Origin of the sequence: Klebsiella pneumoniae subsp. pneumoniae HS11286, assembly GCF_000240185.1 — a bacterium.
Taxonomy (GTDB): domain Bacteria; phylum Pseudomonadota; class Gammaproteobacteria; order Enterobacterales; family Enterobacteriaceae; genus Klebsiella; species Klebsiella pneumoniae.
Window position 1 is genome coordinate 13,572 of record NC_016838.1, and the last position, 24,372, is coordinate 37,943.

Genomic DNA, 24,372 nt, shown 5'->3' on the forward strand with positions numbered 1-24,372 from the left:
TAGTTACTTATTTTATAGGGCACAAGATTTACTCTAAAATGATACGAGATAACTCACTGACAACTGACGTACCCAACTCTTCGACCTTATTCACCAGTGCATAGTTTTTGTAATACCGGCGCGGCGCGTCCGTAAGAATGCCAATGGCCAACAGGTTGATGTCACTTGTGTTTTCGATGTCATTCGTTACAGAGCGCAGATGGTTACTAAAGCCATCCCCCGCAGCGCATGGGGCGCCGTCGCTCTGCACAATCATGATCTTCTTGTCTTCCATACGCCCTGCAAACAGAGAAGCCAGCTGTGCGATGCTCTCGCCATCCACGTTGTTTAGCAGGGGGAAAGTCTCCGCCACACAGCCCATACGAGCACGTATCTCTGGTGAGTTCGCTTTCTCATGCCAGTTTTTAATAATCGGCAGCATAAGCGCTTCAAAGCGGCTAAACCCACGTTTCGACATAGTTGCTACATCCGGATTGCCATAAGTAGTGAAGCCGGTAATGACGTTCGGAACGTGGATACGATCTAGGGCGTCAGCCAGTGTGTATGCGGATGCCAGCGCGAGCTCGATTTTTCGGCCGCCCATTGAACCTGACAAATCGATGACCTGTTGAACGCACGCGTTCACGGCCTTGTGGTCTTCTTTTCTCCGGAATACCCGATCGTCATTCATCGACAGTCGGTAAAGACTCGCCCCATGTACGCGTCCACGACGCTGGCCAGGGATGAACTGAACACGGTTACGACTGGCGATCGCGCGCTCCAGGTCTTTGGCCAAGGTAGATGACACCGAGGAAGACAGATGTCTCTCCACCTTCATCTCAAACAGTTTTCTGCCCTCTGGAACAATGCGGTAGCGATCTACGGGCGAATACATAGGGATTGCGCCAAAAGCTTTTCTGGCGCGCTTAATATGCTCTTCTGCCTCGTCAATTGGCCCCAGGAAGTCGTAGGAGCGATTGTATGGCCGGTAATCAGATAGTGACGCGCTGGCTAGCTCCGACTTGATCGCCGACGCCAGCGCATCTTCGGTTGAAGAACCTATCTCTTCATCGACGTTTTCTAATGCCTTGAGAGCATCATCAAGAGACATATCGTCAGCGTGTGGGGCAAAGCCGGCATCGCTTTCATCCGAGGTGTCACGATCCCCTTCATCCTTCTCCTCGCCACCGTCTTTGTCAGCCTTGCCTTCACCTTCACCGTCCTCGACAGCTTCGCTATCATCAGAGGAGCTGCCGGGCCTGTCCTTAGCGCTATCATTCGTGGACGGACTGTAATCCCCTTCATCATCCACTTCTTCCCCTGCATCTGAGCCCAGAGATGTAACAGGATCATCAGCTGTCGTTTCTTCGCTGTCAGGCAAGTCGTCAACATTTTCATGGCCTAAATCGCCATCTTCAGGTTTACTTTCTGTATCATTTATCACTTTATCATTGTTAGGTATGTACTTACTTATCGATTTGTCTGATTTTTCATCATCTTCATCGTCAGAGCTAAACTCATCAGGAGTGCTATCGAGCCCCTCTTCGTCACAAACCTCAGTATCGTCTCCAGCAGCCGGCTCATCTGAACTGTCTTCTTCTGGTTCGGTCTTTTTGGTTAAAGAGGACTCACGTTCAGGTAACGGGCCTTCTGGCATCTCAGTCATTTCACGAAGGATCTTAGCCATTGCTGCTGCAACCTTGACGCAATCCTCAGTGCTATCCATACGACGGACAGCTTCATCGACGCCAAACTCTTTCAGAACGGCAATAGGTTTATCGATGAGGTGCCAGTGCTCCTCCATGAAATCAGCAAAAGTTGGTTGGCCATCCCACGCCCGTAGAACCGGACAGAGGAAGAACTTTAGAAACAACTCGCGTTGATCCCCGCGGCACATCGCCACCGCCTTTTTAACATGGGGATTAAAATATTTGTCAATCATTAGGTTACGTGTGGACAATAGGTTCCGCCGGCTGCCGGTGAACACTTCACTCATGCGACGTTCTATGTAGACGTCTTCCAGGGCGTTCCAGAGTCCGAATGCCTTTGTGTTGCGCATTTTCTTGACGACTTTTTCGTCTGTGAAAAGGAGATGGCCAACCTCGTGATCAAGGAATCCACGTATGGCATTCATAAGCGCAGGGCTTGCGTCATCTGGTATGGATGGGATGTTAACCATGACTGGCTCACCCTTTTTATTGTAGCGAACGTATGCTGTGTCTCCGCATTCAGCTACAGGAATATTCTTGCCCGAAAGAAGACCAACGACGCGTTTTACGGAATCGCGGAAGTCCTGTACCTCTTTGAGTACAGTTTTGCTGGGTTTGGTTGCCATGTGCTTTCCTTATCGAGTAAACAAATTGTTTTCAGATATAAGAAAATAACACTGCGCGAACAGGGGAGGAAGCAATTCGCGCAGGGGATCAATGAGTTATAGGCGGGTTATAAATTTTAGTTGATTCGAACCGCGAAAGAGAGGTCGCCAGTATTGATCAGCGTGAAAGAGCCATTTTCCAGGGAGAACCGGAAAACAGTAGCGTCGCGCGCTCTAACGTTTACCTGGTGATTTGGTAACTCAGATAGTACTTCTGCAGCCTCCAGGTGTGTCAGCGCGAAAACATTGCCTACATTCAGAGCAAGTAAATTAGATGACAATTTTTCCATTAATAGCATCCTAATCAACAGGTTTCATTTGGAGGTGATGGTACTACCTATTGATATAAAAGTTAATAAAAATGTATCGTAATGTCTTAAACAAAAACAATCAAAAAAATCAACAGAAGTACCGGATTTTACTAATTTATCCCTTATTTCGCGTGATTTATGTGCGATAATTGCCTACAAATAGCCGGATGTAAGACTTTACAATAACAACCGTTGCTGTAATATCGGTAAGTACTTACCATACAATAAGATCACACGAGGATAGTAACTACAATGACAATGGCCGATGAGAAGACCGCTCGTTACGTCGCCTACATCGATTCTTTAATCACTGTTTCGCCGAAAAGTCAGTCGGCGATCTCCCGTGAGATTGGTTACAAGAATCCCAACATTTTGTCCCTGATAAAAAAGGGAAGAATTCCGCTGCCGGTAGAGAAAGTGCTACCACTGGCAGAAGCACTGAATGCAGACCCAGTACGTCTCATGATGATGGTTCTTGAAGACCGTCAGCCTGAGCTGGCAGATTTTTTACGAGACCAGGGCATCGCGCCGCTGACTCCGGAAGAACGTGAGGTTCTCGCAGCTTTCCGCAACCGCTTTCCGGCTCAAACTGATGGTGTTGAGCAGGTTGTGGAAGCAATTAAAAAGCTATGAGAAGTTTACTCTGATCAGCTCGGTGGATAGGCGATCTCCCTTCATTTTGTGGTCAATTTCTTCTAAATCTGGTTGCTCAACAATCGACGAGATGTACGATGAGAAGCTCTCAAGGGCTTCTCGCATCTGATCCATGTAGTCATATCGGTCGTATACACGGTCGATACCTTCCAGACTATGATTCATGATCTTACGTGATACTTCCTGTGAAATATTAAGGGCTGGAAAGTAGCTGCGTGCCGTTCTACGCAGATCACGTGGGGTAAACGACTCCACTTCCCCAAGCTCTGGTCGCTCTAGAATCCGCCTCAACGCCTGGGCTATTGCAACCTTTGACATTGGCGTATCAGCTTTTTCTTTTTTGTTCGACGGGACGAGCCACTGGCTGCCGGCGCCATAAGCAATCAATTCTTCTACGCACTTCCGCATCAGTGAGCTCATCGGAAGGGTGTGCGACCGGGCCGATTTGTTGCGAGATCCTTGATTCCATACATTTAGCTTAAGGTCGAACTCGCTTACTCTGGCCCGCAGCACTTCATCTGGACGTCTGGCAGCTACGAGGCAAAGCCTTGCCGCCCATTTCGTGCCTGGACATACGTCGAAATAGTCCCAGACATTCCAGAATACCCAAACCTCAGCGTCCGTCAGGCATCGTTCCCGCGGGGCCGTCTTCGCGCCGCCGGCAACTTTGTTCAGCGACATATCATTCAGTGGCGATGTTTCGATAATCCCCTGGAAGGCACACCATCCCAGGAACTGCTTCATGATGGAAAAAACACGGCGACCCATCACGATCTTCCCTTCAAGGATCAGCGGGTTGACCAGCTGATTCACCATTATTCTATTCAGGTTACTTACTTTTTCCTGAGCGATATGCGGGAGAACATGTATCAAAACACAATGGACAGCTATCTCTGGCCGGCGGCGAGTTATCAATAATGATAAGCGAGTGAATAACATGAATGCGTCGGCGAAAGTCAGATCGGCACCCTGCATCGAGACCGACCTGGCATCCATCTGCGTTGCCCGATCCAGATAGGTGATCGCTTCCTGTGACGTGTTTTCCGCTGCGCGTGCTCTGTCAAACGTGTTTTTCATAATCTGGCCACTGTATGACGCTTTTTATGTCGCGGTAGGGATACCCGTTACCGGATACCCCCCGCACAGATCCCGGCGTGCGCGATTTACGCACCGGGCTCCTGCCTCGGGTGTCTGGCGGTGAACCGCTCCACAGGCCATGGATGAAGAACCCGAACCCTTGGTAGCCATGCGGCTGCCAGTTTGTTTGCTTTCGTCCAGGTCGTATCATCCTTCTGGCTCCTGCGCCTGAGCGCCCGGCGCCAGAGGTTTGTTACGTGTGTCCTGAACTTCTGCATGGTGGGGAAGTTGCCCGGTACCGAGTGATAGTTCAGGTATCCCTGAACCACTCTCCTGAGCCATTTTCCCTGTTCGGGGATTGAGTAATGCCAGCGCCTTCGCAGACCGTCTTTGATGGCTTTCAGAGTTGCCGTCATCCGATCCCGGCGGGTCTTTCGTATCAGCATGAACCTGCCGTTGCGATCTTTCCCGCTGATGTGCGTGAACCCGAGGAAGTTGAACGTTTCTGGTTTGCCTTTTCCCCTGATGGCACGGTTTTCGGCAGCGAAGCGGCCGAACTCCATCAGACGGGTTTTCTCCGGGTGAACCGTGAGTCCGAACTCCCTCAGTCTGCGCTGCATGGCTATACGGAAGCGCCGGGCATCGTATCGTTTGTCGAACCCGATGACGATGTCATCGGCGTATCTGACCATTACCACATTGCCTGTGGCATAGCGACGTCGCCACTGATGCGCCCACAGATCGAAGACGTAGTGGAGGTATATGTTTGCCAGCAGCGGTGAGATGACCGCACCCTGTGGGGTGCCTTCCTCCGTTGCTCGCCATTGACCCTCCTCCGACGTCCCGGCTGTGAGCCACTTACGTATGAGCCTGATTACCCTCCGGTCGCCGATCCGATGCTCTGTGAACCTGATCAGCCATTCGTGGCTCACCCTGTCGAAGAACTGACTGATGTCGGCATCCAGTACCCAGTTTACGTTAGTGCGTACCAGCCCTGTGGCCAGTGCGTCCAGTGCATCGTGCTGGCTTCGCCCGGGTCTGAACCCGTATGAGAACCCCATAAAGTCGTTTTCATAGACTGCGTTCAGGATTTTCACCAGCGCATACTGGACGATCTTGTCCTCCAGCGAGGCGATGCCGAGCGGGCGTTGTTTTCCATCCGCTTTTGGGATGTAGTGACGCCTGCCGGGCTGCGCCCTGTAGCTGCCCTGATGTAGCCTCCGGTGCAGATCTGTTATGTTGTTCTTCATGTTTCCGGCGTAGTCCATCCACCTGATGCCATCCACTCCGGCGGCCGCTTTCCTGCTCAGGGAGAGGAATGCGGCTTCCAGTGCTTCGACTGTCAGCAGGTGGAACAATGCTGTAAACCGTTCTTTCTTCCGCTGCTTCGCAGCTTCCCGCACGCGTGACAGCCTCTGTGACATGCTTTCCCGGCTCTGTGTCCGGCGCATGTGTGGCTGTTCCGCGTTCCCCTTGGCCCCGCTCCTTCGCTCCACTGACTCCGCTCCTTTCGGGTTGTTCGCCTGCTTCGCCGCTACTATGAGCGAGTCCGACTTCTCCTCTCCGTACATCACCGGCTATGACTCCTCGTCTTCCCGGTGCGGGCCATCTCCGACACTGGCAGATGGTCAGAGGGGAGATCTCCCGGTTCCCGCGTAGAGATCGTATTGACATGCCAGGGTCTCAGACCCCGCCGGGTCCATGTGGCACTCGCAGTATCGCACCCTATGATGTTGCCTTCCGTTAACAGTACAACGTCGGCACCCGGTAATTTAATATACATTTCGTGGCTCAATGGCTGGCCTGTCAACACCCCTGTCAACGCTTCGCCCCATACCTCGCGGTATGCAACGCATGACTCGGGGACCTTGTGGATTGCTGGTCCTTCAATGGTCGGGGACTTTCACCCCTTGATCTCTAACCGGTCTCCCGGCGCACACTGTATTTATATACAGTATATTAGGCATTGTTTTTATTGAGATCAACCTAAAATACCCTCTTTTGTCTAATGATTCCATACCTACCAAGTATGGAATCATAGAAAGGCCTTTTTTTGAAAATTAGTCATCAGGGCCGTGCCATTTCCCGCTTGTTTGTTTGCGACATCACCCTTGTCTTTGCGTTATGTCCCATCGTTGTCCGGTGCCAGTTTAGTCATGTTTGCGTCTATGGCTGTCTCGATGCCGCTTGGTCTCGAAGGGGGACTTCGTCAATTCATGTTATGATAGCTTTAATGGTATAGCTATGAAGGAATCATAGATGATGACCTTAAAATATTATTTACGGCACTGCTTATGGGGATGGTGTGGTTATGGCTATCTGATCTATTTTATAGTGCGCGATATGAATGACGGACTCATTTTTCCTGCCTATGCTCCTTATATGCCATTTGTGGTTACATATCTTGTTTTAAGCGCCATCCTGTACCCATTCTCATATTATACTTCGGAGAAACTAGCCCTTAAGATAATGACCAAACCCTTTTGGGATCGTCACATTGGCGTGAATAGCGGTGTGTATGGCATGTTCATTATTTTGTGGTTATTTTGCCTGCCGCTTTCTGTACCGTTATTTCTCGTATATTTATGCATACGCGCAAAAACTAGATTAATTGCCTAAAAAATATGAAAATTATCGCAATAGAACCACGCTACGAATGAGAAAGGCATGGAGCTGCAGGTAACTACGGGTTTGTTAATTTCTGGAAGGCTGCCGCGTATTTGGCGATGTCGCTCATTTTGACTGGATCACTGGCTGTTTTGTGTGCCTCTTTCGGGAAGATGGCCAGCAGACTATACACGTCCTGAAACTTGGCGTGCTGGGTATAAACGAGGGCGCGGTCGCTTGTACAGTTGAACCTGTTTCGGTGACTATTTCGTTCTTGCTTGGTGAATAAGAGATGAACGTGGTAAACACGAGAGGAAACTACAGAACCAGGTTCGGTATAGGGGCCATCTTTGCCAAAAACGGCCGGATAAAAGCCGTTCTTAAAACTCACAAAATCAGTAAGTAATGAGGTCTCCAGATCAGGCATTACTCTGAAGACCGGCTCCAAAAATTGGGCGTAACTATCACTGTTCCATGTGGCTTTCATCGTTCAGCCTTAATGGAAGGAGAAGTTTGCGAAGACGTCCTCATCAATGAGACCTGTCTGCGATTCGATAACTTCTACCTCGTTAAAGCACTGATTTAGAATCATCAGGAGGTCAGAAACTGCCAGACGGTACTCAGTGATAGCATCACTCAAGCGTTTCATGTAGGGATGCGGCTGATCGACGTCACGGATGAACTTGTTAACAAAGCCCTCTAATCCGCGGATGGTCAGATCAATGTTTTTCAGATCTTCATACCGGCTTTCACCGAACATATCGCGGATTTGTTCTGCGCTGTACCCTGAAATGTGATGCGTTAACCGAACATGTTTCGTCGTCAGCTCTTCAAGTCTTTGTTCAATTTCAGCCAATTGAGCAGCCATGCTACTCTCTTGAACCGGAATGCCTTCAGTTTGAGGCATTTTGAAGTCATTAGCCCCGGCAAAACCAGGCCGCACCGGCTTAAGACCATAGCCAGTATGTCGATAGATGCTCGGCATTGCGCCTTCACGCTTAGAGGTAACTTTTGAAGTAGAAAAGCGTGAAGCGTTAGAAGTCACGGTAGCAAGAGCATTGCTAATGACATTCATATCTTCCAGGCAATTTTCTAAATGCATAAAACCTCTTTACAGCTAAATGGCTCGTACCTAAGTGTACGCTCTGTTATCAAAAGCGACAAATCAAAACGGCCCCAAACGGAGCCGTATTGTATTACAGAGTGCTTGCGAAAGCAGCAAATTCTGTGTAACCGCCGATTGGAACATCGTCCAAAAACACCTGGGGAATGGTTTCTACCGGCTTCCCAACCATCTCACTCAACTTTTGTTTATCGATCCCGGCAGCGACAATATCGATGTACTGATATTCGCCATATCCATGGCCCTGCAGCTGCTTCGCCAGCTCAACGGCTCGCTTGCAGAAGGAGCAATTTTCTCGTCCATAAATCACAAACTTCATTGTTTTCTCTCGGTTATCCTCGCAGAACTGGGGGTTGCGGCCGATCTCTGATCCAGGTGGATAGTAGCCGGCCACACCGAACGGTAAAGGTAAGTATTCATTCGAGATCGCCATAACAATCATTTTTTCCTTACAGATAGGCTTGAAGCGCCACTTTACACAGCTCTGAGCGCACGCAATCTTCGGCCGTGAACTCAATGAGCCCTACTTGGCGAGACGGTTGGAACCGCTGCAGGGCGTCCTCAAGACCAGATTTAACATTACCCGGCAGGTCGCATTGGGTTACATCACCGTTAACGATGACCGTCACGTTCTCACCCATCCGGGTCAGGAACATTTTCATTTGTGACGCTGTAACGTTTTGCGCCTCATCGAGAATGACTACAGCGTTCTCGAACGTGCGCCCACGCATGTAAGCGAATGGGGCAATCTCTACTTTGGCCACCTCTGGCTTTAAGCAGTATTCGAGAAACGAGCCACCCAGACGCTTCTGTAGCACGTCATAGACTGGCCGGAAGAACGGAGCGAACTTCTCGCTCATGTCGCCCGGAAGGAAGCCCAGATCTTCGTCTGCTTGCAATACCGGACGAGTCACGATGATCTTGTCTACTTCCTTATTAAGTAGACGCTGCGCTGCAACGGCCGCGGCCAGGTACGTTTTGCCGCAGCCAGCTTCGCCTGTGGCGAACGTTAGCGTTTTGGTATCGAGGGAGATGAGATAGTGGGCCTGGGCCTCGTTTCGCGCTTCGAGAGGAGAGTTGTCGCGCTTCGGTTTCGGAGGCAGAGCAGGGGCGGCAGCCAGTTCGTCAACAATGATTGTGTCAATTTCGTAGCCGTGGATACGTGGTTTTGACTTCAGAGCCTGACGAGCTGCGCGACGCGTCTGTTTACGTTTGTTTCCCATATTGAGTCCTTTCAAGTGAGTAACTGAAAGTACTATACATTAGAAACACAAAAAAGATAAGTATGTACCTACCTATCAGAATGACTTCAACAAAGTTTTTTACGGTATTAAAGGGGGATAATAAAGTTTTTTTAGTTATTATAGGATAGGCGCTTTGCTTCAATCATGACTACTATGAAGCGGTCATGTGATACAGTTTAAGCTTGCCAGTGCGTCTACTAAAGGAATACTGAAAATATTATGACGATACCAGCCAAAATAGATACCACTAATTTACTCACTATACTTGGAGTGATCGCTGCCGTATGGGCAATAATTACTCCTACCAGCAGACTGCGATTTCGTTTTTGTATGACTCGGTGGGACCTACTAATCATTGGGCTGATTTTTATACTAGCTAATTATTTGGTTTTTGCACCTGCATTAAGACAAGTTGGACTGTATTACAGTTTCGGACCGTGGATATGGGGATTGGATAGTTCGAGTGCAGTATATCTATTGTTTCTCTTGGCTGCCTCATATCTTTTCATTCGGCTAAAATCGCCAACATTAAATCGAGGTAAAATAAAACTATTTCTTGAGCTAATTGAGAGTTTACATCTTACCAAAAAATATGATGAGTTAGTATTGTTAGTTGAGCCTCAGTTAGACGAAATAATATCCCTTGCTAATGGAAAACCGAACCTTATTGTTCAATGGATTGATAAGCTATATGGCGGCTCCGATCGAAATGCGTTATTGAATGGAGAAGAACCCAAAGAACGAAATGTCTTGGTGAAAGGTCTATATTCCCTACTAAGTCCTTTGCGTGAAAAGCTATCATCAAATTATGAAGCCAGTGATAAAGCCCGAGAGGTTTTGCTGAATATACTAACTTCTCCTGATCTTACAAGGCATCTTTCACTTGCATATCCTCATTTTTGTTTGAGGCTTATTGGTGCTGATGAGGTCGTTCGTTCTGATTTCATTGATAGATTTATTAATTCGCTGCTTGACTCACCTGGTAGTCGTCTTTATGTAGAACTTAAAAATAACCAAAATACATGTACTGGAGGACGTCTTGCGATACCTGAAACCAACCGCTTGCTTCACTTTTTCTTTGCCGACTCAGTGTATGCAAGTAAAAGTGGCATATATAGAGCTATAGGTGAATCTGTTTGCTGGCGTTTAGATGAAGACAGTAAGTTATCAGAAATACTAAACAAGCCCCTTGGCTCTTACCGTGAGCAAAGTAGATTTAGTTGTCCTATTAATTCTGGAATAACAATGTTCGAAATTATGGTGCATCAAGGTATTCATCAAAGATTGCAAGATCATCTTTGGCTGCATTATTTCAAACACTTTGCTGAAAAAATATTATATCAAATGAAAGTTCAGAGTATTGACTCAATCGCAGAACATCAAACACCATATCACTATCTTCTATGTCGCCTATTCGGTATTGCTATAGATTGGGCAGAACAAAGTTCATATATAAAAACAGTTAATAATTCTAAGGAGGATAGTAGGTATATCCCTAAGGAAGCGACGAAAGTATTAGGCTCTATGTTAGAGCATGTTATTCCTAGCCCGAAATTGAAGGGGTACTCAAAAGTATCCATATTACAGATGGTTGTCACCTGTTACACCAGGCTCGAAGAAAGGCAGATTAATGATATAGGTGAGGCATTATTGATACACACAACAACGGGGGAATTTAACTCTACAAGTTTAACATATCGTAGGAAGCTTCTATCGATATTCAAACGAATGGACCCTTACTTACAGGGAAATGCAAAAAAATTCAGAGAAAAGATAGAATTGGCTATTCAAATTAAACTTAACAGGTAATGGTTTAATTAAGCAGAGGAGCAAGGTCCTCGATTATGACATTGGTGTTATTAAATGAAATTGACTAACTTTGTCTTTTTTTTCAAGTAATATTGTTCTTTTTTGCTAATCTTACAAAAGGGGCCGAAGCCCCTTTAATTATTTGCGCTGAAAAAAGTGTTGCTACGATGCTAAGAAGCAATGGTTAAGAACGTCTGCCGTGTCTATCACAGCGCTGAACGGTCTGGCGACATTTGCGGAGTCTTTCCGTTCGGATGGTGGTGGCGAACTCCAAACCGTTCAGCGCTGTGTTGGCGATGGTGGGTGGATTCGAACCACCGACCAGTTGATTAACAGTCAACCGCTCTACCACTGAGCTACACCATCTAAGGTTGACACCGTCAGCCTCTGTCGATTCACGGACTTGTGGGGCTGTATCGCCGATTCACCGGTGTCGTTCGCAGCAGTCCTACCGTTTCCTGCCACTTGTGCTTTACGTGTTCACCAAACGCTTACAAGCCAAGATCTTCAAATACTCTCCGAGAGTTGAGGAGAGTTTTCATTCAGATCTAATTAGATGTATGGAATCATTTAATCGTTGTGGCCACGGGGCAGTGACAACAATGGCTATAACCAGAAGGATAATGAAACCGTGACCACAACGTTGAAACCACTGAACGGATTAATGTACTTGGCCCTACATGTCTGCCGGTTCTGCCTCTGTGATGCAATAACCAGTGGTCTCAACGTTGCGTGCTGGCTCACCTAACCAGCCGGGTTACGTCGCCATTTTTAACCCAAAACTAAACGACATAAGTAACAGAAATGACGTAACAGGATAGACGGTCGGGCCTTTGGGAGCCGGGATGTGTTGGACATAAAACCCAACCGCCCATTCTGTTACCTCATCGGTAAGGGCACTGGTTAACCAGATGCCCTACCTGCGTTTTGCAATCACACTCGCTTAGTGTGTCCCATTTCGGTGACGAGGCTGGAAACTGACCTCGCTGGTGTTTGGCTTTTTAGGCTACTGCTAGATACTGATTGTCGTTTGCAGTTATCTTTAAACGTTCAAATAGTCGCGTTTCAACGAAAACAAGCCAATCATAGTTGTATCAATTTAATAAGTAAATACTTACCTATTATTTCATACGTCAGTTTGATCATTTTTGATCAGCGCTGGCTTCTCATCCTGCGTCCGTTGGATTGTGGCCGTGAAACGTTTGACTCTGATCAATCGCACTTTCTTAGATCTGTAGCAGTCACCTGTTCTACGTTGTTAATAAATTTTGTCGTCTATGAACGTATAAGTGATTCACACAATTTTACTTATCCATCCTTCGATAACATCATAGGCCACATAGCTTTTCGCGATAACAGTTGTCGCTATTACAAAGAACCATTTATGCTTTCCCACAAATCTTTTCACCTTTTCATATTTACTCAGTGATCCCTCGTAATACTCAATCAGAGTAATCCACTGCTGAATTTGCTCTTTATAATGATTACAAAGATTTTTATTTATTTGGGCTTGCTGCAACGACCGACTCCTAGACAACCAACCACCAGTAACTGGTGGCTTAATTTCAGGCAGTTCAGTATCAAATTTAGTACGTTGTTGGTTAAGCCGATCAACAACAACACGAAGTTCATCTGCGGTGAGATCATTACGAGCATAAATATCTTTCAGTTGAGCTAGTGTCATATGAAGCACTCTTTTGGTTGATGACATTAATTATACCATCTTCAGATATGCTCTGTAGGGGAGCCCGCAGAATTCGGAAAAAATCGTACGCTAAGGTTTTCCGGGCATCCGTAAGGGCCGAAACTTCCCGTCTTCCAGTCTGCGGCTCTGCCGCCAGACGTAATCGCCGGTTAGGTTGATGTGCTCCCAGCCCAGCGGCGACAGGAATTGCAGCAGCTCGCCGTCCACCGGCTTGCCGGCCTCGACCAACCCCTGGGTGGCGCGTTCCAGGTACACCGTGTTCCACAGCACGATAGCCGCCGTCACCAGGTTGAGGCCGCTGGCCCGGTAGCGCTGCTGCTCGAAGCTCCGATCCCTGATTTCCCCAAGGCGGTTGAAGAACACCGCCCTGGCCAGCGAGTTGCGCGCCTCACCTTTGTTCAGGCCGGCATGCACGCGGCGGCGCAGTTCAACACTTTGCAGCCAGTCCAGGATGAACAGCGTGCGCTCGATCCGGCCCAGCTCGCGCAGGGCCACGGCCAGTCCGTTCTGGCGCGGGTAGCTGCCGAGCTTGCGCAGCATCAGCGAGGCGGTGACGGTGCCCTGCTTGATCGAGCTGGCCAGGCGCAGGATGTCGTCCCAGTGGGCACGCACGTGCTTGATGTTCAGGGTGCCGCCGATCAGCGGGCGCAACGTCGGGTAGGCTTGCACGCCCTGCGGCACGTACAGCTTGGTTTCGCCGAGGTCGCGGATGCGCGGCGCGAAGCGGAAGCCTAGCAGGTGCATCAGGGCAAAGACGTGATCGGTGAAGCCGGCCGTGTCGGTGTAGTGCTCCTCGATCCGCAGGTCGGACTCGTGGTACAGCAGGCCGTCGAGCACATAGGTGGAATCGCGGACGCCGACATTCACCACGCGGGTGCTGAACGGCGCGTACTGGTCGGAGATATGGGTATAGAACAGCCGTCCCGGCTCGCTACCGTACTTCGGGTTGACGTGCCCGGTGCTCTCGCCCCGGCCACCCGCGCGGAAGCGCTGGCCATCGGAGGATGAGGTCGTGCCGTCGCCCCAGTGGGCGGCAAAGGCGTGGCGATACTGGTGGTTGACCAGCTCGGCCAAGGCCGCCGAATAGGTTTCGTCGCGGATGTGCCAGGCTTGCAGCCAGGACAGCTTGGCGTAGGTCAGGCCGGGGCTCGACTCGGCCATCTTGGTCAGCCCGAGGTTGATCGCATCACCGAGGATTGCGGACAGCAGCAACGTCCTGTCTTTGGCCTCGGCCCCGTCCTTCAAGTGGGTGAAGTGGCGGCTGAAGCCCGTCCAGTCGTCCACGTCCATCAGCAGTTCGGTGATCTTGATGCGCGGCAGTAACTGGCTGGTTTGGTCGATCAGCGCCTGCGCCCGATCCGGCACCGCCGCATCCAGCGGGGTGATTTTCAGCCCTGACTCGGTGAGGATGGCATCGGGCAGCTCGTTGTCCTTGGCCAGGCGGGTGACGGTGGCCAACTGCTCGTCCAGCAGCTGCAAACGCTCTTCCAGGTACTGGTCGCTGTTCGGGTTGATCGCCAGGGGCAGGGCCTGCTCGCGCTTGAGTGCGGCGAACTTCTCGGCCGGCAGCAGGTAGTCGTCGAAGTCGCGGAACTGCCGCGAGCCCTTGACCCAGATGTCGCCGGAGCGCAGGGCGTTCTTCAGCTCGGACAGGGCGCAGATTTCGTAGAATTTCCGGTCGAGGCCTTCCGGGGTGATCACCAGCGGCTTCCAGCGCGGCTTGATGAAGGCCGTGGGTGCATCGGCCGGCACCTTGCGCAGGTTGTCGGCGTTCATCTCACGCAGGGTCTGCACGGCTGCCAGCACGCCTTGCGCGGCCGGCGCGGCGCGCAGTTCCAGCACCTCCAGCAAGGCCGGCGTGTAACGGCGCAGGGTGGCGAAGTTCTCGCCGACCAGGTGCAGGTGGTCGAAGCCTTCCGGCCGGGCCAGCAGCTCGGCCTCGCTGACGCTCTCGGTGAACTCGTCCCAGGGAATCACCGCCTCGATGGCGGCATAGGGGTCGCTGCCGCTTTCCTTCGCTTCCAGCAGCGCCTGGCCGATCCTGGAGTACAGGCGCACCTTGTCGTTGATCGCCTTGCCCTGCTTCTGGAACTGCTGCTGATGCTTGTGCTTCGCGCCGCTGAACAGCTTGACCAGGATGCGGTCATGCAGATCGACCAGCTCATCGATCACGGTCGCGGTGCTCTCCAGCACCACGGCGGCCAGGGTCGCGTAGCGGCGCTGCGGCTCGAACTTACCGAGGTCTTTGGGCGTCATCTGCCCACCCTCGCGGGCCAGCTTGAGCAGGCGGTTCTGGTGGATGTGCCGGCCCAGGCCTTCGGGCAAGTCCACCAACTGAAATGTCTTCAGCCGCTCGATGTGTTCCAGCATGTGCCGAGAGTTGGGTTTCAGCGGTGCCTGGCGCAGCCAGGTCAACCAGGTGATGCTGCTGCCGGCCTTGAGCTTCAACAGCTCGTCCAGCTTGGCCCGATGCGAGTCCGTGAGTGGTTCGACCAGGGCGCGGTAGACCCGCCGATTGGCTCGCGCAATGGCTTCCGAGCAGGCCCGGTCAATCACGCTCAGCGCCGGCAGGATGCGTCGTTTCTGCCGTAGGCTCTCCAGGGCCTGACCGGCCAGCAGCAAGCCTTTGTCGGTCTGCTGGGCCAGCTCGGTTAGCTCGCGCACCAGGGCGCGGAAGTCGGACAGGCCGAACGGGGCCAGTTGCAGGTAGGTGCGCAGTTCCTGGGCATGCTCGCGACGGGTCACGTCGCGCTCGCCGTACTTTGCCCAGCTCGCCGGCTCGGCCTGGACTTGCTTCGCCACCCACAGGATGACCGGCTCGGGCAGCTCGCTGTCGGTTCCCAGCGCGTAACCGGGGTAGCGCAGCAGGCAGAGCTGCACGGCGAAGCCGAGGCGGTTGGCGTCGCCGCGTCGCTGGCGGATCAGCGACAGGTCGGAGTCGTTGAAGGTGTAGTAGCGGATCAGGTCATCCTGGCTTTCCGGCAGCGCAAGCAGGGTGTCCCGCTCCGTGGCCGAGAGGATCAAGCGACGCGGCATGTGTCAGTCGTCCGTGCGGAGGTACTGGTAGAGGGTTTCCCGGCTGATGTTGAACTCGCGGGCAAGCTGCGCCTTGGGCTCGCCGGCCGTCGCTCGCTGCCGCAGGGTAGCAGCCTGCTCATCGGACAGGGCTTTCTTGCGGCCCCGGTACGCGCCACGCTGCTTGGCCAAGGCGATGCCCTCACGCTGCCGCTCGCGGATCAGGGCGCGCTCGAACTCAGCGAAGGCCCCCATCACCGACAGCATCAGGTTGGCCATCGGCGAGTCCTCGCCAGTGAACACCAGGCCCTCCTTCAGGAACTCGATGCGCACGCCGCGCTGAGTCAGCTTCTGTACCAAGCGACGCAGGTCATCGAGGTTGCGGGCCAGCCGATCCATGCTGTGCACCACCACTGTATCGCCTTCGCGGACGAAGCTCAGCAGCGCTTCGAGCTGGGGGCGCTGGGTGTCCTTGCCCGATGCCTTGTCGGTGAACACCTTGCTCACCTGGGTTTGTTCCAGCTGGCGTTCCGGGTTCTGGTCAAAGCTGCTGACCCGGACGTAGCCGATGCGGTGCCCCTGCACGATGTCTCCTTGGTTGAAGGCGGCTTAAGTGCACTTTCTGTTCCGTTGTGCCTCAAAGCCCATTTCTGTCAGGCTGAAATCTATAACCTTCGCGGGCATGTGTCAAAAAATGGGAAAGCAGACTCTATTCTGACGAAGCGGCGCGGCCCTGCCTGACATCAAGTTAGGGTATAGCCTAGATTGACATGCGCGATGCAACCCTTAACTTGCTTGCACCTATCGTTTCCATGCTAGCTTTATCGTAACGCTCAAGAAATTGGGCTTAATGCCGAAAACAATAAAATAAAACAGCCAACCCTTGAGGTTCTTATGCGCCAGAATTTACCAGTGACGGGTCGAAACTTAGAACTCCCAAAAGATGCCAATATTCTTTCGACTACCTCCCCTCAAAGCCATATCACGTACGTTAATCCTGACTTCATTAAAATCAGTGGTTTCACTGAGGAAGAACTATTAGGCCAGCCTCACAACATCGTAAGACACCCAGATATGCCGCCTGCTGCATTTGAGCATATGTGGAGTACATTAAAATCTGGCCGCTCATGGATGGGGCTAGTAAAAAATCGCTGTAAAAATGGCGACCACTATTGGGTAAGTGCTTATGTAACGCCAATAGCTAAGAATGGTTCGATTGTTGAATACCAGTCTGTAAGGACCAAGCCTGAACCTGAGCAGGTTTTGGCTGCGGAAAAATTATATGCTCAATTGAGAAGCGGGAAGGCCGCGAGGGGCTTTGTTGAATAAATCAGATTTCGGGTAAGTCTCCCCCGTAGCGGGTTGTGTTTTCAGGCAATACGCACGCTTTCAGGCATACCTGCTTTCGTCATTTTGTTCAGCGCTCGTACCAGGGCCATAGCCTCCGCAACCTGACCATCGTAGTCACGCAGCGTCAGTGAACCCCCGAACAGCTGTTTTACCCGGTACATCGCCGTTTCCGCTATCGAGCGACGGTTGTAATCTGTTGTCCATTTCCACCGCGCATTACTCCCGGTCATTCGCTGATTAGCCACTGCACGGTTACGGTCTGCATATTCACCGGGCCAGTAACCCGCACCTTTTCGGGGCGGGATAAGCGCGCTGATTTTCTTACGCCGCAGTTCATCGTGACAGAGCCGGGTATCGTAAGCTCCATCGGCGGCGGCTGACCTGATTTTCCGGTGGGTTTGCCGGATTAACCCGGGGAAGGCCTCTGAGTCCGTAACGTTGTTCAGCGACAGGTCAGCGCAGATGATTTCATGTGTTTTACTGTCAACTGCCAGATGCAGCTTACGCCATATACGACGGCGTTCCTGGCCATGCTTTTTGACTTTCCACTCGCCTTCACCGAAGACCTTCAGCCCGGTGGAATCAATTACCAGGTGTGCGATTTCACCCCGGGTGGGCGTTTTGAAACTGATATTAACCGACTTTGCCCGCCTGCTGACACAGCTGTAATCCGGGCAGCGTAGCGGAACGTTCATCAGAGAAAAAATGGAATCAATAAAGCCCTGCGCAGCGCGCAGGGTCAGCCTGAATACGCGTTTAATGACCAGCACAGTCGTGATGGCAAGGTCAGAATAGCGCTGAGGTCTGCCTCGTGAAGAAGGTGTTGCTGACTCATACCAGGCCTGAATAGCTTCATCATCCAGCCAGAAAGTTATGGAGCCACGGTTGATGAGGGCTTTATTGTAGGTGGGCCAGTTGGTGATTTTGAACTTTTGCTTTGCCACGGAACGGTCTGCGTTGTCGGGAAGATACGTGATCTGATCCTTCAACTCAGCAAAAGTTCGATTTATTCAACAAAACCAGTTACAGCCCTTCGGCGATGATTCTCGCCGCTGAAGCCAGCACATCGCGGCGGCTCTCTGCGTTCTGTTGCGGCTGGGTAAAATAGGTCACCAGAACCAGCGGCGCACGACCCTGCGGCCAGATCACCGCAATATCATTGGTGGTGCCGTAGTCGCCGCTGCCGGTCTTATCACCCACAGTCCACGACGTCGGTAAGCCGGCCCGAATGCTGGCTGCGCCGGTCGTATTGCCTTTGAGCCACGTCACCAACTGCGCCCGCTGGGTTTCGCCCAGCGCATGACCCAGCGTAAGCTGACGCAACGTCTGCGCCATCGCCCGCGGCGTGGTGGTGTCTCTCGGGTCGCCGGGAATGGCGGTATTCAGCGTAGGTTCAGTGCGATCCAGACGAAACGTCTCATCGCCGATCGCGCGGGCAAAAGCCGTCACGCCTCCCGGGCCACCGAGCTGGGCAATCAATTTGTTCATGGCGGTATTGTCGCTGTACTGCAACGCGGCCGCGCTCAGTTCTGCCAGCGTCATTGTGCCGTTGACGTGTTTTTCGGCAATCGGATTGTAGTTAACCAGATCGGCAGGCTTGATCTCGACAGGCTGATTAAGCAGCTGCTTTTGCGTTTCACTCTGCTTAAGCACCGCCGCGGCCGCCATAACTTTACTGGTACTGCACATTGGAAAGCGTTCATCACCGCGATAAAGCACCTGCGTATTATCTGCGGTATCGATGAGCGCGACGCCCAGCCGCCCTCCGCTGCTTTTCTCCAGCGCCGCCAGCTTTTGCTGCACCGCACTCGTCTGCGCATAAAGCGGCGCGCTGCCCAGCAGCAGCGGAATGCACGCCGCCGCCGCGAACATCATCCGTTGCACTCTCTTTGTCACCATCTCAAACTCCCAATACGGTCAATCCGTGTTACATCAGTATTCCCTAAATTCCACGTGTGTTTTTTATTAGCTTCAAAAATCACTATTTCACGAAGAATTTAGACTGCTTCTCACACATTGTAACATTATTTACAACCACCTTTCAATCATTTTTGATAAATCATTGATTTCATCTTTGCTGCAATGATACTTAATAAACTCTGCAAGTTATCCACAGAGCAACACTCAATTTTATTGATGATATTCTTATTATACCAGACATTTTTCATACACTCCCTTGTACGGATAGTTTTCCGACAACTTCATGATTACATATCTTGCGGTTTTGATTATTTTTGCTGCAAGAAATACATACTTCAAACGAAAGGTCTTTATTTGCTGTCTGTATTCTGAAGAGTCCAAGGAATCAAACTTGAACAACAAAAATAGGTTATATGAAAGCATCATCATTTGAAACACGGCTTCATTCGCCCAAAATGACTTTAGCAAGAGATGACCCACCGCCATGTCGTATTTGGCTTCTTTGATATAGTTTTCAGCATTACCACGCTTTTCATAGTATATAACTACTTTTTCAGAAAGCAAGGTAGTATTTGTTACAAAGAAAAAGTAGTCGTATTCGGAACCTTCTAAAAGTGATAATTGTGCTCTTTCTTTTTCTGGTTTCAGTACGCGAGATACGACAAATCTTCTGTCTTTTTCCCATTTAACTAATTTTGTATACAGTTCTGTAGTTTCTCTACCTTCTTCTCCTTTAACGAATACAATTGATGAATTCGTTGCTTGTGAGGTGAGTGTAGAATAACTTTTGGCTTTAATTAAATATTTGCATCCAAGAGATTCTATCGTTTCGATAATTTTTTCATCAAAGTAGCCACTATCCATTCGAAATAAAATTTCTAAATCGTCTGATTTGATGTTAGCAACAATTTCTTTGATCATTTCCGCAGCACCGTTTGCAGTGTAAGTATTGCCACTTCTTACAAATCCGGTAACATATGCTTTTAATTCGTCGCAAAATGCAAATTGGATATTGTAGCATCGGTTTCCCAGTTTCTTAGGATTATATCCTTTTGACGCACCTTCTTGATGACCTTCTACGTTAATTACACTACTATCAATATCAATCGTAATGGATGTCAATTTACTTTTAGTGAGCAGTTTTTTAAAGACTTTAAAATTAATGTCTCTAAACATTTGGGTTGTCTTGAAGTTGAAGTTTCCTAGAAACCGTGACACTGTTTCAGGTTCTTTTACGGAAATATCAAACTCGTTGACGAGGGGATCATTTTGAAGTAGCTTTAGACGTTCTAACTTATCAATGCCAATGAAGTGACCGCAGAGCATGGTCTTTATATGATTCATCTTGATTTTATTTGTTGAGTCATTATCAAATACGAGGTCATTTTCAATAAAATCAAAAATCCCATTGCTTTTTGCATTCTCAAGGAGCAGAAAAAGACCTGCATTTGATGTTAGATTCTTAGCTTTGAAATCAATTTTATTAATCATAATTAGAACCCCTTTTTACTACTTTTCTTACTATTATTTTACCATATATCGAGTCATAAAAGCTGATAATTTAACATATTTTTGAGCACTTTTCTTTCACCCAATGGGTGAAAGCTGAATTTCGAAGGAATGCATATTTATCAAGGCTTTGATTATGCTTTTTGAAGTACTGACGTAGAATCTAGGTGTTAGCCACTTTAATGTCAGGAAGCTTAAGCTCTGTTAGTGTTTTGGCTATTCTCTCTCCTCTTGGAAGACTGGTTGAAAGAGCCAGGAATATTTCCAATAACCCATTAAGTCAATCCCTCTACACTGGGCGCACCGATGAGTTTGGCCAAATAGAGTTTGCTTTACGAATGATGCAAGCTGAAACAGGCGCCATAGTAGGTCGCATAGGTGATGCATCAAATCGGCTTAGCGAACACACCCGAGGCCTACTAAAGGATATTGAGTCAAGCAATGTACTTACAGTTGAGCAGCAGGCAGAGACAGATCAAATAGCAACGGCAGTAAACCAAATGGTGGCAAGCATTCAAGAGGTTGCGAGCAATGCACAGCATGCTGCAGATGCGGCCGGAAGAGCAGACACTGAGACGGCATCTGGCCAGCGTCTGGTAGCCCACACAAGCCAGTCAATCACTGCCCTTGAAGGTGAAATTAGGCAAGCCACTCAGGTTATTCATGAGCTTGAAGGTCAAAGTAACGAGATATCAAAAGTTCTTGACGTTATACGAGGGATCGCCGAGCAAACGAATTTGTTGGCACTCAACGCAGCAATTGAGGCCGCGCGTGCTGGTGAGCAGGGGCGTGGTTTTGCTGTTGTCGCCGATGAGGTTCGCAGTCTTGCTGCTCGCACACAGCAATCGACAACGGATATTCAAAGCATGATCAGCGCTCTACAAGAGCGAGCGCAATCCGCTGTTACAGTCATGGAGCAAAGTAGTCGGCAAGCGCACACGAGTGTAGCTCACGCAGAGGAAGCAGCTACAGCTCTTGATGGAATTGGCCAACGCGTTAACGAAATTACCGACATGAACGCGCAAATAGCGACTGCGGTCGAGCAGCAGGGAGCAGTAAGTGAAGACATAAACCGCAGTATTATCAATATACGCGATGCTGCTGATACCAATGTACAGACCGGGCAGAATAATTTGCAAAGTGCGAAATCTGTCGCTCAGTTAACTAGCGCTCTGAGCGAACTGGCAAAACAGTTTTGGGAAAAACGAGGATAACGCTTTTCAGTATCTCGACAGGGATAACTTACTTTACCATCGGTTATCCCTTTTAGCCGCACAAATTTTAGCCATGGCTTTTCAGGAAGTCAGGGCTATCAGAATGGCCTTAGAAAGCCTAGTCAAAGAGCTGTCACGAGAACACCGTTAGCTTAGCGTACGATTTTTCCGAATTCTGCGGTTCCCCCCTGTAGGAGTCGCCCCGTGGAGCTACAGAAATGTAAGTTACGGGCAAACTTCTTAATCAAGTCATGACAGATGATGAAGCCAAGGGCGACGCCTCCAGAAAAAGACCATACGATGTATGGAATCATGAGTATTCTCCTGCTTCAATCAGTTGCTCAAGCAGCTCTCGCCCCTTATTAGTCAGCTGGTAGTTCTCTTCCTTTCCTTCCGGTTCGACATTGGCCACCAGGTTCATCTGTTCGAGTTTGGCTCGTGTCTTGGGTTTCCAGTTAGCGTAGAAACATGACCATTGGCTTATTTCACGCAGGGTATCCTTCTCTCGCTTACTCAGGACGATCATCGCCGGTCTCCTTTAGCGTGTTAGTAATGTCGATGATGCGGTATACGCGGCCACGTCTTTCCATCAGCCCGCGCTTCACGTAATCGTTGATGCAGCTGAGCATCACCAGAGTTCCGATGACGAAGCCGACACCCAAAAAAACAATCATCCAACCGAGCATCACTCTTTATCTCCGACACGTTCTTCGGTATCGCGAAGGCATTTGGGCCACTTAAGCCGCGGATGACGCAGACTGCCATCTGGCGTGTACTCGTGAAAATTCACCTTCACAATACGGCCCATGTACTTGTCCTGGTTATGCCAGATCTCATCGAGGTAGCGATGCTTAATGCCAGAAGCGCGAACCTCGGTTCCATCTTCGAGGCGAATAACGATTTTGCCGAGCGTATGAGCAAAGCCGGCATCCGGATCTCCGGGTAGAAAGCCGATAATCTCCCCATCAGCTTCGTTTTCATCTTTTAGTTTCCACCAGCTGCGGGTGCGCTTGAACTCGTATACAGAATCCGGGTCTTTGCCCATCTCTCCTTCTTCGTTATCGTCCAGACGCTTCATAAACCGCTCTACAAAGTCTTCATGGCTGTAGATGATGTAGAAGGGGTGCATATGAATGTCAGCCGCGTAATCCTGGCCGCGTGTATTTCTGAACCAGGCCACCAACAGTGAAAGGCGCTGTTTCAGCTTCATACCGTTCTTCTGGTATTCGACTGTTTTAGCCTGTACGCGCCACTCTGGTAGGAAGAAATCGAAGATATGATAGGTTGCGCCAACCGCCTTCACGTTCTTCTTGCGTAGCGCTGAGACTGAATTGTTAAAAGAACCTGCAGTACCTTCACCATCGAAAAAGATGTGTTTGTAGCCGGAGAGCTTGCCCAGCTCCAGCATGGCAGGTTTCAGGTGATCGAGAGATGTAATCGGGTTTCCGGTACGCGACAGAAAGTTAACCTCTTCCTCGTCCACGATCACTTCACAAATAACCCGAAGACCATCCAGTTTGAGGCTGCCTATCATTGGCCATCTGGCTTTTGGATTTGCCTTGAAGGGGTACTTGTCGCCTTTTTCTTTATAGGCGGTGGCCAGCTGCACCTCAAACTTCGGGATCGGATTGGCGAATACCTTATTGCATAGACTTATGCCGACGCCGGCTTTCGGGTCTTTCAGCAGGAACCGGCGAAATACGTCCTGACCGTCTGCACACATCGAAGCAACCAAAGACTCGACCGCAGTAATGGCTGCGTTCCCTGTAAGCTCCCGGGCAGCCAGTTTCTCCAGCAGCTCTATCGCCTTCTCATCACTGGATACGGACTTGCTAAGTGGATCGGCCACGTTGTATTTCTTCACCCCGAAACGAACAAACGGGTTCAGCATGAGTGACACCATTCTTTGTTCGAAGTCATCCATACTGGCCAACGCCTCTTTCTTGGCGTTCGTTCCCATTGCTTTAATGGCGTCCAGCTTATGTTTAAGCGCGATCAGCTTCTCCATTAGTCGGTCTTCTCCTTTAAGGTTTCTTTGATAAGTTCTGAATAAATCTCGCTGGCATCGGGCAGTCTGCCAGTTTCAGCAACGGTCGAAGATTGGCACTTCCCCTTAATTCCACTGTAGATAGATGCACTGCCTCTCTTCGGCTGCAGAGTTCTTGCTGTTCGGTTTCTTTCCTCCACCTCTTCAATGAGCGCCGGCATATCGACGAAATACAGCGACTCACCTTGCCGGATTTCCTCCACCATCATTTTCAGCGCCTGGCATTTTCCGGCCGAAATGGCGTTCGCACAGGAGGTGAACGATGACGCCGGCAGTCGCTTCTCTTTGAAGGCAAGGATCGTGTGCTGACAGACGGTGTAGCTGCAGTACGAGTCATGTCCGTTAAGCTTCACTTCCGGGCAACGCAGCGAGTAGCCGTTGAGTCCAGAGATCGAAGGGATTTTTGATAAGTCAGTTTTGGTGGCCATTTCTCT

26 protein-coding genes are annotated in these 24,372 nt (G+C 50.0%); 7 read left to right on the forward strand and 19 right to left on the reverse strand.

What is annotated here, in order from left to right:
* Positions 1 to 28: 28 nt before the first annotated feature.
* Together KPHS_p100170 and KPHS_p100180 are read right to left on the reverse strand one after the other, a co-directional pair.
* Positions 29 to 2,314 carry a porphyrin biosynthetic protein gene (locus KPHS_p100170; RefSeq protein ID YP_005220824.1) on the reverse strand — a complete coding sequence of 762 codons (2,286 nt, stop codon included), beginning with the start codon at positions 2,312 to 2,314 and terminating at the stop codon, positions 29 to 31.
* Positions 2,315 to 2,430: 116 nt separating this feature from the next.
* Positions 2,431 to 2,643: a hypothetical protein gene (locus tag KPHS_p100180; protein ID YP_005220825.1), complete on the reverse strand. Its 213-nt coding sequence runs from the start codon at positions 2,641 to 2,643 to the stop codon at positions 2,431 to 2,433.
* A gap of 273 nt (positions 2,644 to 2,916) precedes the next feature.
* Between KPHS_p100180 and KPHS_p100190 the strand changes: the two genes are divergently transcribed.
* Complete coding sequence (locus KPHS_p100190) at positions 2,917 to 3,297, forward strand: hypothetical protein (protein YP_005220826.1); 381 nt, start codon at positions 2,917 to 2,919, stop codon at positions 3,295 to 3,297.
* Here the strand turns inward: KPHS_p100190 and KPHS_p100200 are convergent.
* The 6 genes from KPHS_p100200 to KPHS_p100250 form a co-directional block, all read right to left on the reverse strand.
* Positions 3,292 to 4,395 (reverse strand): integrase, encoded by a 1,104-nt coding sequence (locus KPHS_p100200; protein YP_005220827.1) that lies wholly within the window; start codon positions 4,393 to 4,395, stop codon positions 3,292 to 3,294. The genes KPHS_p100190 and KPHS_p100200 overlap by 6 nt on opposite strands.
* Before the next feature lie 86 nt (positions 4,396 to 4,481).
* Positions 4,482 to 5,966 (reverse strand): putative retA reverse transcriptase, encoded by a 1,485-nt coding sequence (locus tag KPHS_p100210; RefSeq protein ID YP_005220828.1) that lies wholly within the window; start codon positions 5,964 to 5,966, stop codon positions 4,482 to 4,484.
* A gap of 1,112 nt (positions 5,967 to 7,078) precedes the next feature.
* The gene (locus KPHS_p100220; RefSeq protein YP_005220829.1) at positions 7,079 to 7,489 is read right to left on the reverse strand and encodes a putative toxin YafO; all 411 of its coding nucleotides are present in this window, start codon (positions 7,487 to 7,489) and stop codon (positions 7,079 to 7,081) included.
* A gap of 9 nt (positions 7,490 to 7,498) precedes the next feature.
* Positions 7,499 to 8,104 carry a hypothetical protein gene (locus KPHS_p100230; RefSeq protein YP_005220830.1) on the reverse strand — a complete coding sequence of 202 codons (606 nt, stop codon included), beginning with the start codon at positions 8,102 to 8,104 and terminating at the stop codon, positions 7,499 to 7,501.
* A gap of 94 nt (positions 8,105 to 8,198) precedes the next feature.
* Positions 8,199 to 8,567 carry a glutaredoxin gene (locus KPHS_p100240; protein YP_005220831.1) on the reverse strand — a complete coding sequence of 123 codons (369 nt, stop codon included), beginning with the start codon at positions 8,565 to 8,567 and terminating at the stop codon, positions 8,199 to 8,201.
* A gap of 7 nt (positions 8,568 to 8,574) precedes the next feature.
* Positions 8,575 to 9,348: a hypothetical protein gene (locus KPHS_p100250; protein YP_005220832.1), complete on the reverse strand. Its 774-nt coding sequence runs from the start codon at positions 9,346 to 9,348 to the stop codon at positions 8,575 to 8,577.
* A 240-nt stretch (positions 9,349 to 9,588) separates the two neighbouring features.
* Here KPHS_p100250 and KPHS_p100260 point away from each other — a divergent pair, with 240 nt between their 5' ends.
* Together KPHS_p100260 and KPHS_p100270 are read left to right on the forward strand one after the other, a co-directional pair.
* On the forward strand, positions 9,589 to 11,178 hold the full coding sequence (locus KPHS_p100260) for a hypothetical protein (RefSeq protein YP_005220833.1): 1,590 nt from the start codon (positions 9,589 to 9,591) through the stop codon (positions 11,176 to 11,178).
* A 199-nt stretch (positions 11,179 to 11,377) separates the two neighbouring features.
* Entirely contained in the window at positions 11,378 to 11,533 is a 156-nt protein-coding gene (locus KPHS_p100270; RefSeq protein YP_005220834.1) for a hypothetical protein, read from the forward strand.
* A gap of 939 nt (positions 11,534 to 12,472) precedes the next feature.
* Here the strand turns inward: KPHS_p100270 and KPHS_p100280 are convergent.
* The 3 genes from KPHS_p100280 to KPHS_p100300 all read right to left on the reverse strand — a co-directional run bounded on the left by KPHS_p100280 (position 12,473) and on the right by KPHS_p100300 (position 16,483).
* Positions 12,473 to 12,862 (reverse strand): hypothetical protein, encoded by a 390-nt coding sequence (locus KPHS_p100280; RefSeq protein YP_005220835.1) that lies wholly within the window; start codon positions 12,860 to 12,862, stop codon positions 12,473 to 12,475.
* Between the two features lie 90 nt (positions 12,863 to 12,952).
* Positions 12,953 to 15,919, reverse strand: coding sequence for a transposase for transposon Tn1721 (locus tag KPHS_p100290; RefSeq protein YP_005220836.1), 2,967 nt, complete (start codon positions 15,917 to 15,919; stop codon positions 12,953 to 12,955).
* A 3-nt stretch (positions 15,920 to 15,922) separates the two neighbouring features.
* Positions 15,923 to 16,483, reverse strand: coding sequence for a Tn4653 resolvase (locus KPHS_p100300; RefSeq protein ID YP_005220837.1), 561 nt, complete (start codon positions 16,481 to 16,483; stop codon positions 15,923 to 15,925).
* Here KPHS_p100300 and KPHS_p100310 point away from each other — a divergent pair.
* Together KPHS_p100310 and KPHS_p100320 are read left to right on the forward strand one after the other, a co-directional pair.
* Positions 16,472 to 16,639 carry a hypothetical protein gene (locus tag KPHS_p100310; RefSeq protein ID YP_005220838.1) on the forward strand — a complete coding sequence of 56 codons (168 nt, stop codon included), beginning with the start codon at positions 16,472 to 16,474 and terminating at the stop codon, positions 16,637 to 16,639. The genes KPHS_p100300 and KPHS_p100310 overlap by 12 nt on opposite strands.
* A gap of 153 nt (positions 16,640 to 16,792) precedes the next feature.
* On the forward strand, positions 16,793 to 17,227 hold the full coding sequence (locus KPHS_p100320; RefSeq protein ID YP_005220839.1) for a methyl-accepting chemotaxis protein: 435 nt from the start codon (positions 16,793 to 16,795) through the stop codon (positions 17,225 to 17,227).
* Positions 17,228 to 17,268: 41 nt separating this feature from the next.
* Here the strand turns inward: KPHS_p100320 and KPHS_p100330 are convergent, their stop codons facing one another.
* Positions 17,269 to 18,192 carry a transposase InsC for insertion sequence IS903 gene (locus KPHS_p100330; protein YP_005220840.1) on the reverse strand — a complete coding sequence of 308 codons (924 nt, stop codon included), beginning with the start codon at positions 18,190 to 18,192 and terminating at the stop codon, positions 17,269 to 17,271.
* A 79-nt stretch (positions 18,193 to 18,271) separates the two neighbouring features.
* Positions 18,272 to 19,123: a beta-lactamase CTX-M-14 gene (locus KPHS_p100340; protein YP_005220841.1), complete on the reverse strand. Its 852-nt coding sequence runs from the start codon at positions 19,121 to 19,123 to the stop codon at positions 18,272 to 18,274.
* Positions 19,124 to 19,126: 3 nt separating this feature from the next.
* Between KPHS_p100340 and KPHS_p100350 the strand changes: the two genes are divergently transcribed.
* Complete coding sequence (locus KPHS_p100350; RefSeq protein ID YP_005220842.1) at positions 19,127 to 19,249, forward strand: hypothetical protein; 123 nt, start codon at positions 19,127 to 19,129, stop codon at positions 19,247 to 19,249.
* 44 nt (positions 19,250 to 19,293) lie between these two features.
* Here KPHS_p100350 and KPHS_p100360 read toward each other — a convergent pair whose 3' ends face one another.
* On the reverse strand, positions 19,294 to 19,416 hold the full coding sequence (locus KPHS_p100360) for a hypothetical protein (RefSeq protein YP_005220843.1): 123 nt from the start codon (positions 19,414 to 19,416) through the stop codon (positions 19,294 to 19,296).
* Positions 19,397 to 20,659: a transposase gene (locus KPHS_p100370; RefSeq protein ID YP_005220844.1), complete on the reverse strand. Its 1,263-nt coding sequence runs from the start codon at positions 20,657 to 20,659 to the stop codon at positions 19,397 to 19,399. The genes KPHS_p100360 and KPHS_p100370 overlap by 20 nt, the downstream gene beginning before the upstream one ends.
* A 200-nt stretch (positions 20,660 to 20,859) precedes the next feature.
* On the opposite strand from KPHS_p100370, the gene KPHS_p100380 reads away from it, so the two are divergent.
* Positions 20,860 to 21,891, forward strand: coding sequence for a methyl-accepting chemotaxis protein (locus KPHS_p100380; RefSeq protein YP_005220845.1), 1,032 nt, complete (start codon positions 20,860 to 20,862; stop codon positions 21,889 to 21,891).
* Between the two features lie 310 nt (positions 21,892 to 22,201).
* Here the strand turns inward: KPHS_p100380 and KPHS_p100390 are convergent, their stop codons facing one another.
* The 4 genes from KPHS_p100390 to KPHS_p100420 are packed head-to-tail and all read right to left on the reverse strand — an operon-like array spanning position 22,202 to position 24,366.
* Positions 22,202 to 22,417, reverse strand: a complete 216-nt coding sequence (locus KPHS_p100390; RefSeq protein ID YP_005220846.1) for a hypothetical protein — start codon at positions 22,415 to 22,417, stop codon at positions 22,202 to 22,204.
* Complete coding sequence (locus KPHS_p100400; protein ID YP_005220847.1) at positions 22,401 to 22,565, reverse strand: hypothetical protein; 165 nt, start codon at positions 22,563 to 22,565, stop codon at positions 22,401 to 22,403. Before KPHS_p100400 ends, KPHS_p100390 begins: the two co-directional genes overlap by 17 nt.
* An 11-nt stretch (positions 22,566 to 22,576) precedes the next feature.
* Positions 22,577 to 23,899, reverse strand: a complete 1,323-nt coding sequence (locus tag KPHS_p100410) for a putative DNA ligase (RefSeq protein YP_005220848.1) — start codon at positions 23,897 to 23,899, stop codon at positions 22,577 to 22,579.
* On the reverse strand, positions 23,899 to 24,366 hold the full coding sequence (locus KPHS_p100420) for a hypothetical protein (protein ID YP_005220849.1): 468 nt from the start codon (positions 24,364 to 24,366) through the stop codon (positions 23,899 to 23,901). The genes KPHS_p100410 and KPHS_p100420 overlap by 1 nt, the downstream gene beginning before the upstream one ends.
* Positions 24,367 to 24,372 lie beyond the last annotated feature (6 nt).

Excerpts from the sequence above, each read along its gene's own strand:
- KPHS_p100170 (YP_005220824.1), bottom strand. The coding sequence starts at position 2,314 with ATGGCAACCAAACCCAGCAAAACTGTACTCAAAGAGGTACAGGACTTC.
- KPHS_p100180 (YP_005220825.1), bottom strand. The coding sequence starts at position 2,643 with ATGGAAAAATTGTCATCTAATTTACTTGCTCTGAATGTAGGCAATGTT.
- KPHS_p100190 (YP_005220826.1), top strand. The coding sequence starts at position 2,917 with ATGACAATGGCCGATGAGAAGACCGCTCGTTACGTCGCCTACATCGAT.
- KPHS_p100200 (YP_005220827.1), bottom strand. The coding sequence starts at position 4,395 with ATGAAAAACACGTTTGACAGAGCACGCGCAGCGGAAAACACGTCACAG.
- KPHS_p100210 (YP_005220828.1), bottom strand. The coding sequence starts at position 5,966 with ATGTACGGAGAGGAGAAGTCGGACTCGCTCATAGTAGCGGCGAAGCAG.
- KPHS_p100220 (YP_005220829.1), bottom strand. The coding sequence starts at position 7,489 with ATGAAAGCCACATGGAACAGTGATAGTTACGCCCAATTTTTGGAGCCG.
- KPHS_p100230 (YP_005220830.1), bottom strand. The coding sequence starts at position 8,104 with ATGCATTTAGAAAATTGCCTGGAAGATATGAATGTCATTAGCAATGCT.
- KPHS_p100240 (YP_005220831.1), bottom strand. The coding sequence starts at position 8,567 with ATGATTGTTATGGCGATCTCGAATGAATACTTACCTTTACCGTTCGGT.
- KPHS_p100250 (YP_005220832.1), bottom strand. The coding sequence starts at position 9,348 with ATGGGAAACAAACGTAAACAGACGCGTCGCGCAGCTCGTCAGGCTCTG.
- KPHS_p100260 (YP_005220833.1), top strand. The coding sequence starts at position 9,589 with ATGACGATACCAGCCAAAATAGATACCACTAATTTACTCACTATACTT.
- KPHS_p100280 (YP_005220835.1), bottom strand. The coding sequence starts at position 12,862 with ATGACACTAGCTCAACTGAAAGATATTTATGCTCGTAATGATCTCACC.
- KPHS_p100290 (YP_005220836.1), bottom strand. The coding sequence starts at position 15,919 with ATGCCGCGTCGCTTGATCCTCTCGGCCACGGAGCGGGACACCCTGCTT.
- KPHS_p100320 (YP_005220839.1), top strand. The coding sequence starts at position 16,793 with ATGCGCCAGAATTTACCAGTGACGGGTCGAAACTTAGAACTCCCAAAA.
- KPHS_p100340 (YP_005220841.1), bottom strand. The coding sequence starts at position 19,123 with ATGATGTTCGCGGCGGCGGCGTGCATTCCGCTGCTGCTGGGCAGCGCG.
- KPHS_p100360 (YP_005220843.1), bottom strand. The coding sequence starts at position 19,416 with ATGAAAAATGTCTGGTATAATAAGAATATCATCAATAAAATTGAGTGT.
- KPHS_p100370 (YP_005220844.1), bottom strand. The coding sequence starts at position 20,659 with ATGATTAATAAAATTGATTTCAAAGCTAAGAATCTAACATCAAATGCA.
- KPHS_p100380 (YP_005220845.1), top strand. The coding sequence starts at position 20,860 with ATGTCAGGAAGCTTAAGCTCTGTTAGTGTTTTGGCTATTCTCTCTCCT.
- KPHS_p100390 (YP_005220846.1), bottom strand. The coding sequence starts at position 22,417 with ATGATCGTCCTGAGTAAGCGAGAGAAGGATACCCTGCGTGAAATAAGC.
- KPHS_p100400 (YP_005220847.1), bottom strand. The coding sequence starts at position 22,565 with ATGATTGTTTTTTTGGGTGTCGGCTTCGTCATCGGAACTCTGGTGATG.
- KPHS_p100410 (YP_005220848.1), bottom strand. The coding sequence starts at position 23,899 with ATGGAGAAGCTGATCGCGCTTAAACATAAGCTGGACGCCATTAAAGCA.
- KPHS_p100420 (YP_005220849.1), bottom strand. The coding sequence starts at position 24,366 with ATGGCCACCAAAACTGACTTATCAAAAATCCCTTCGATCTCTGGACTC.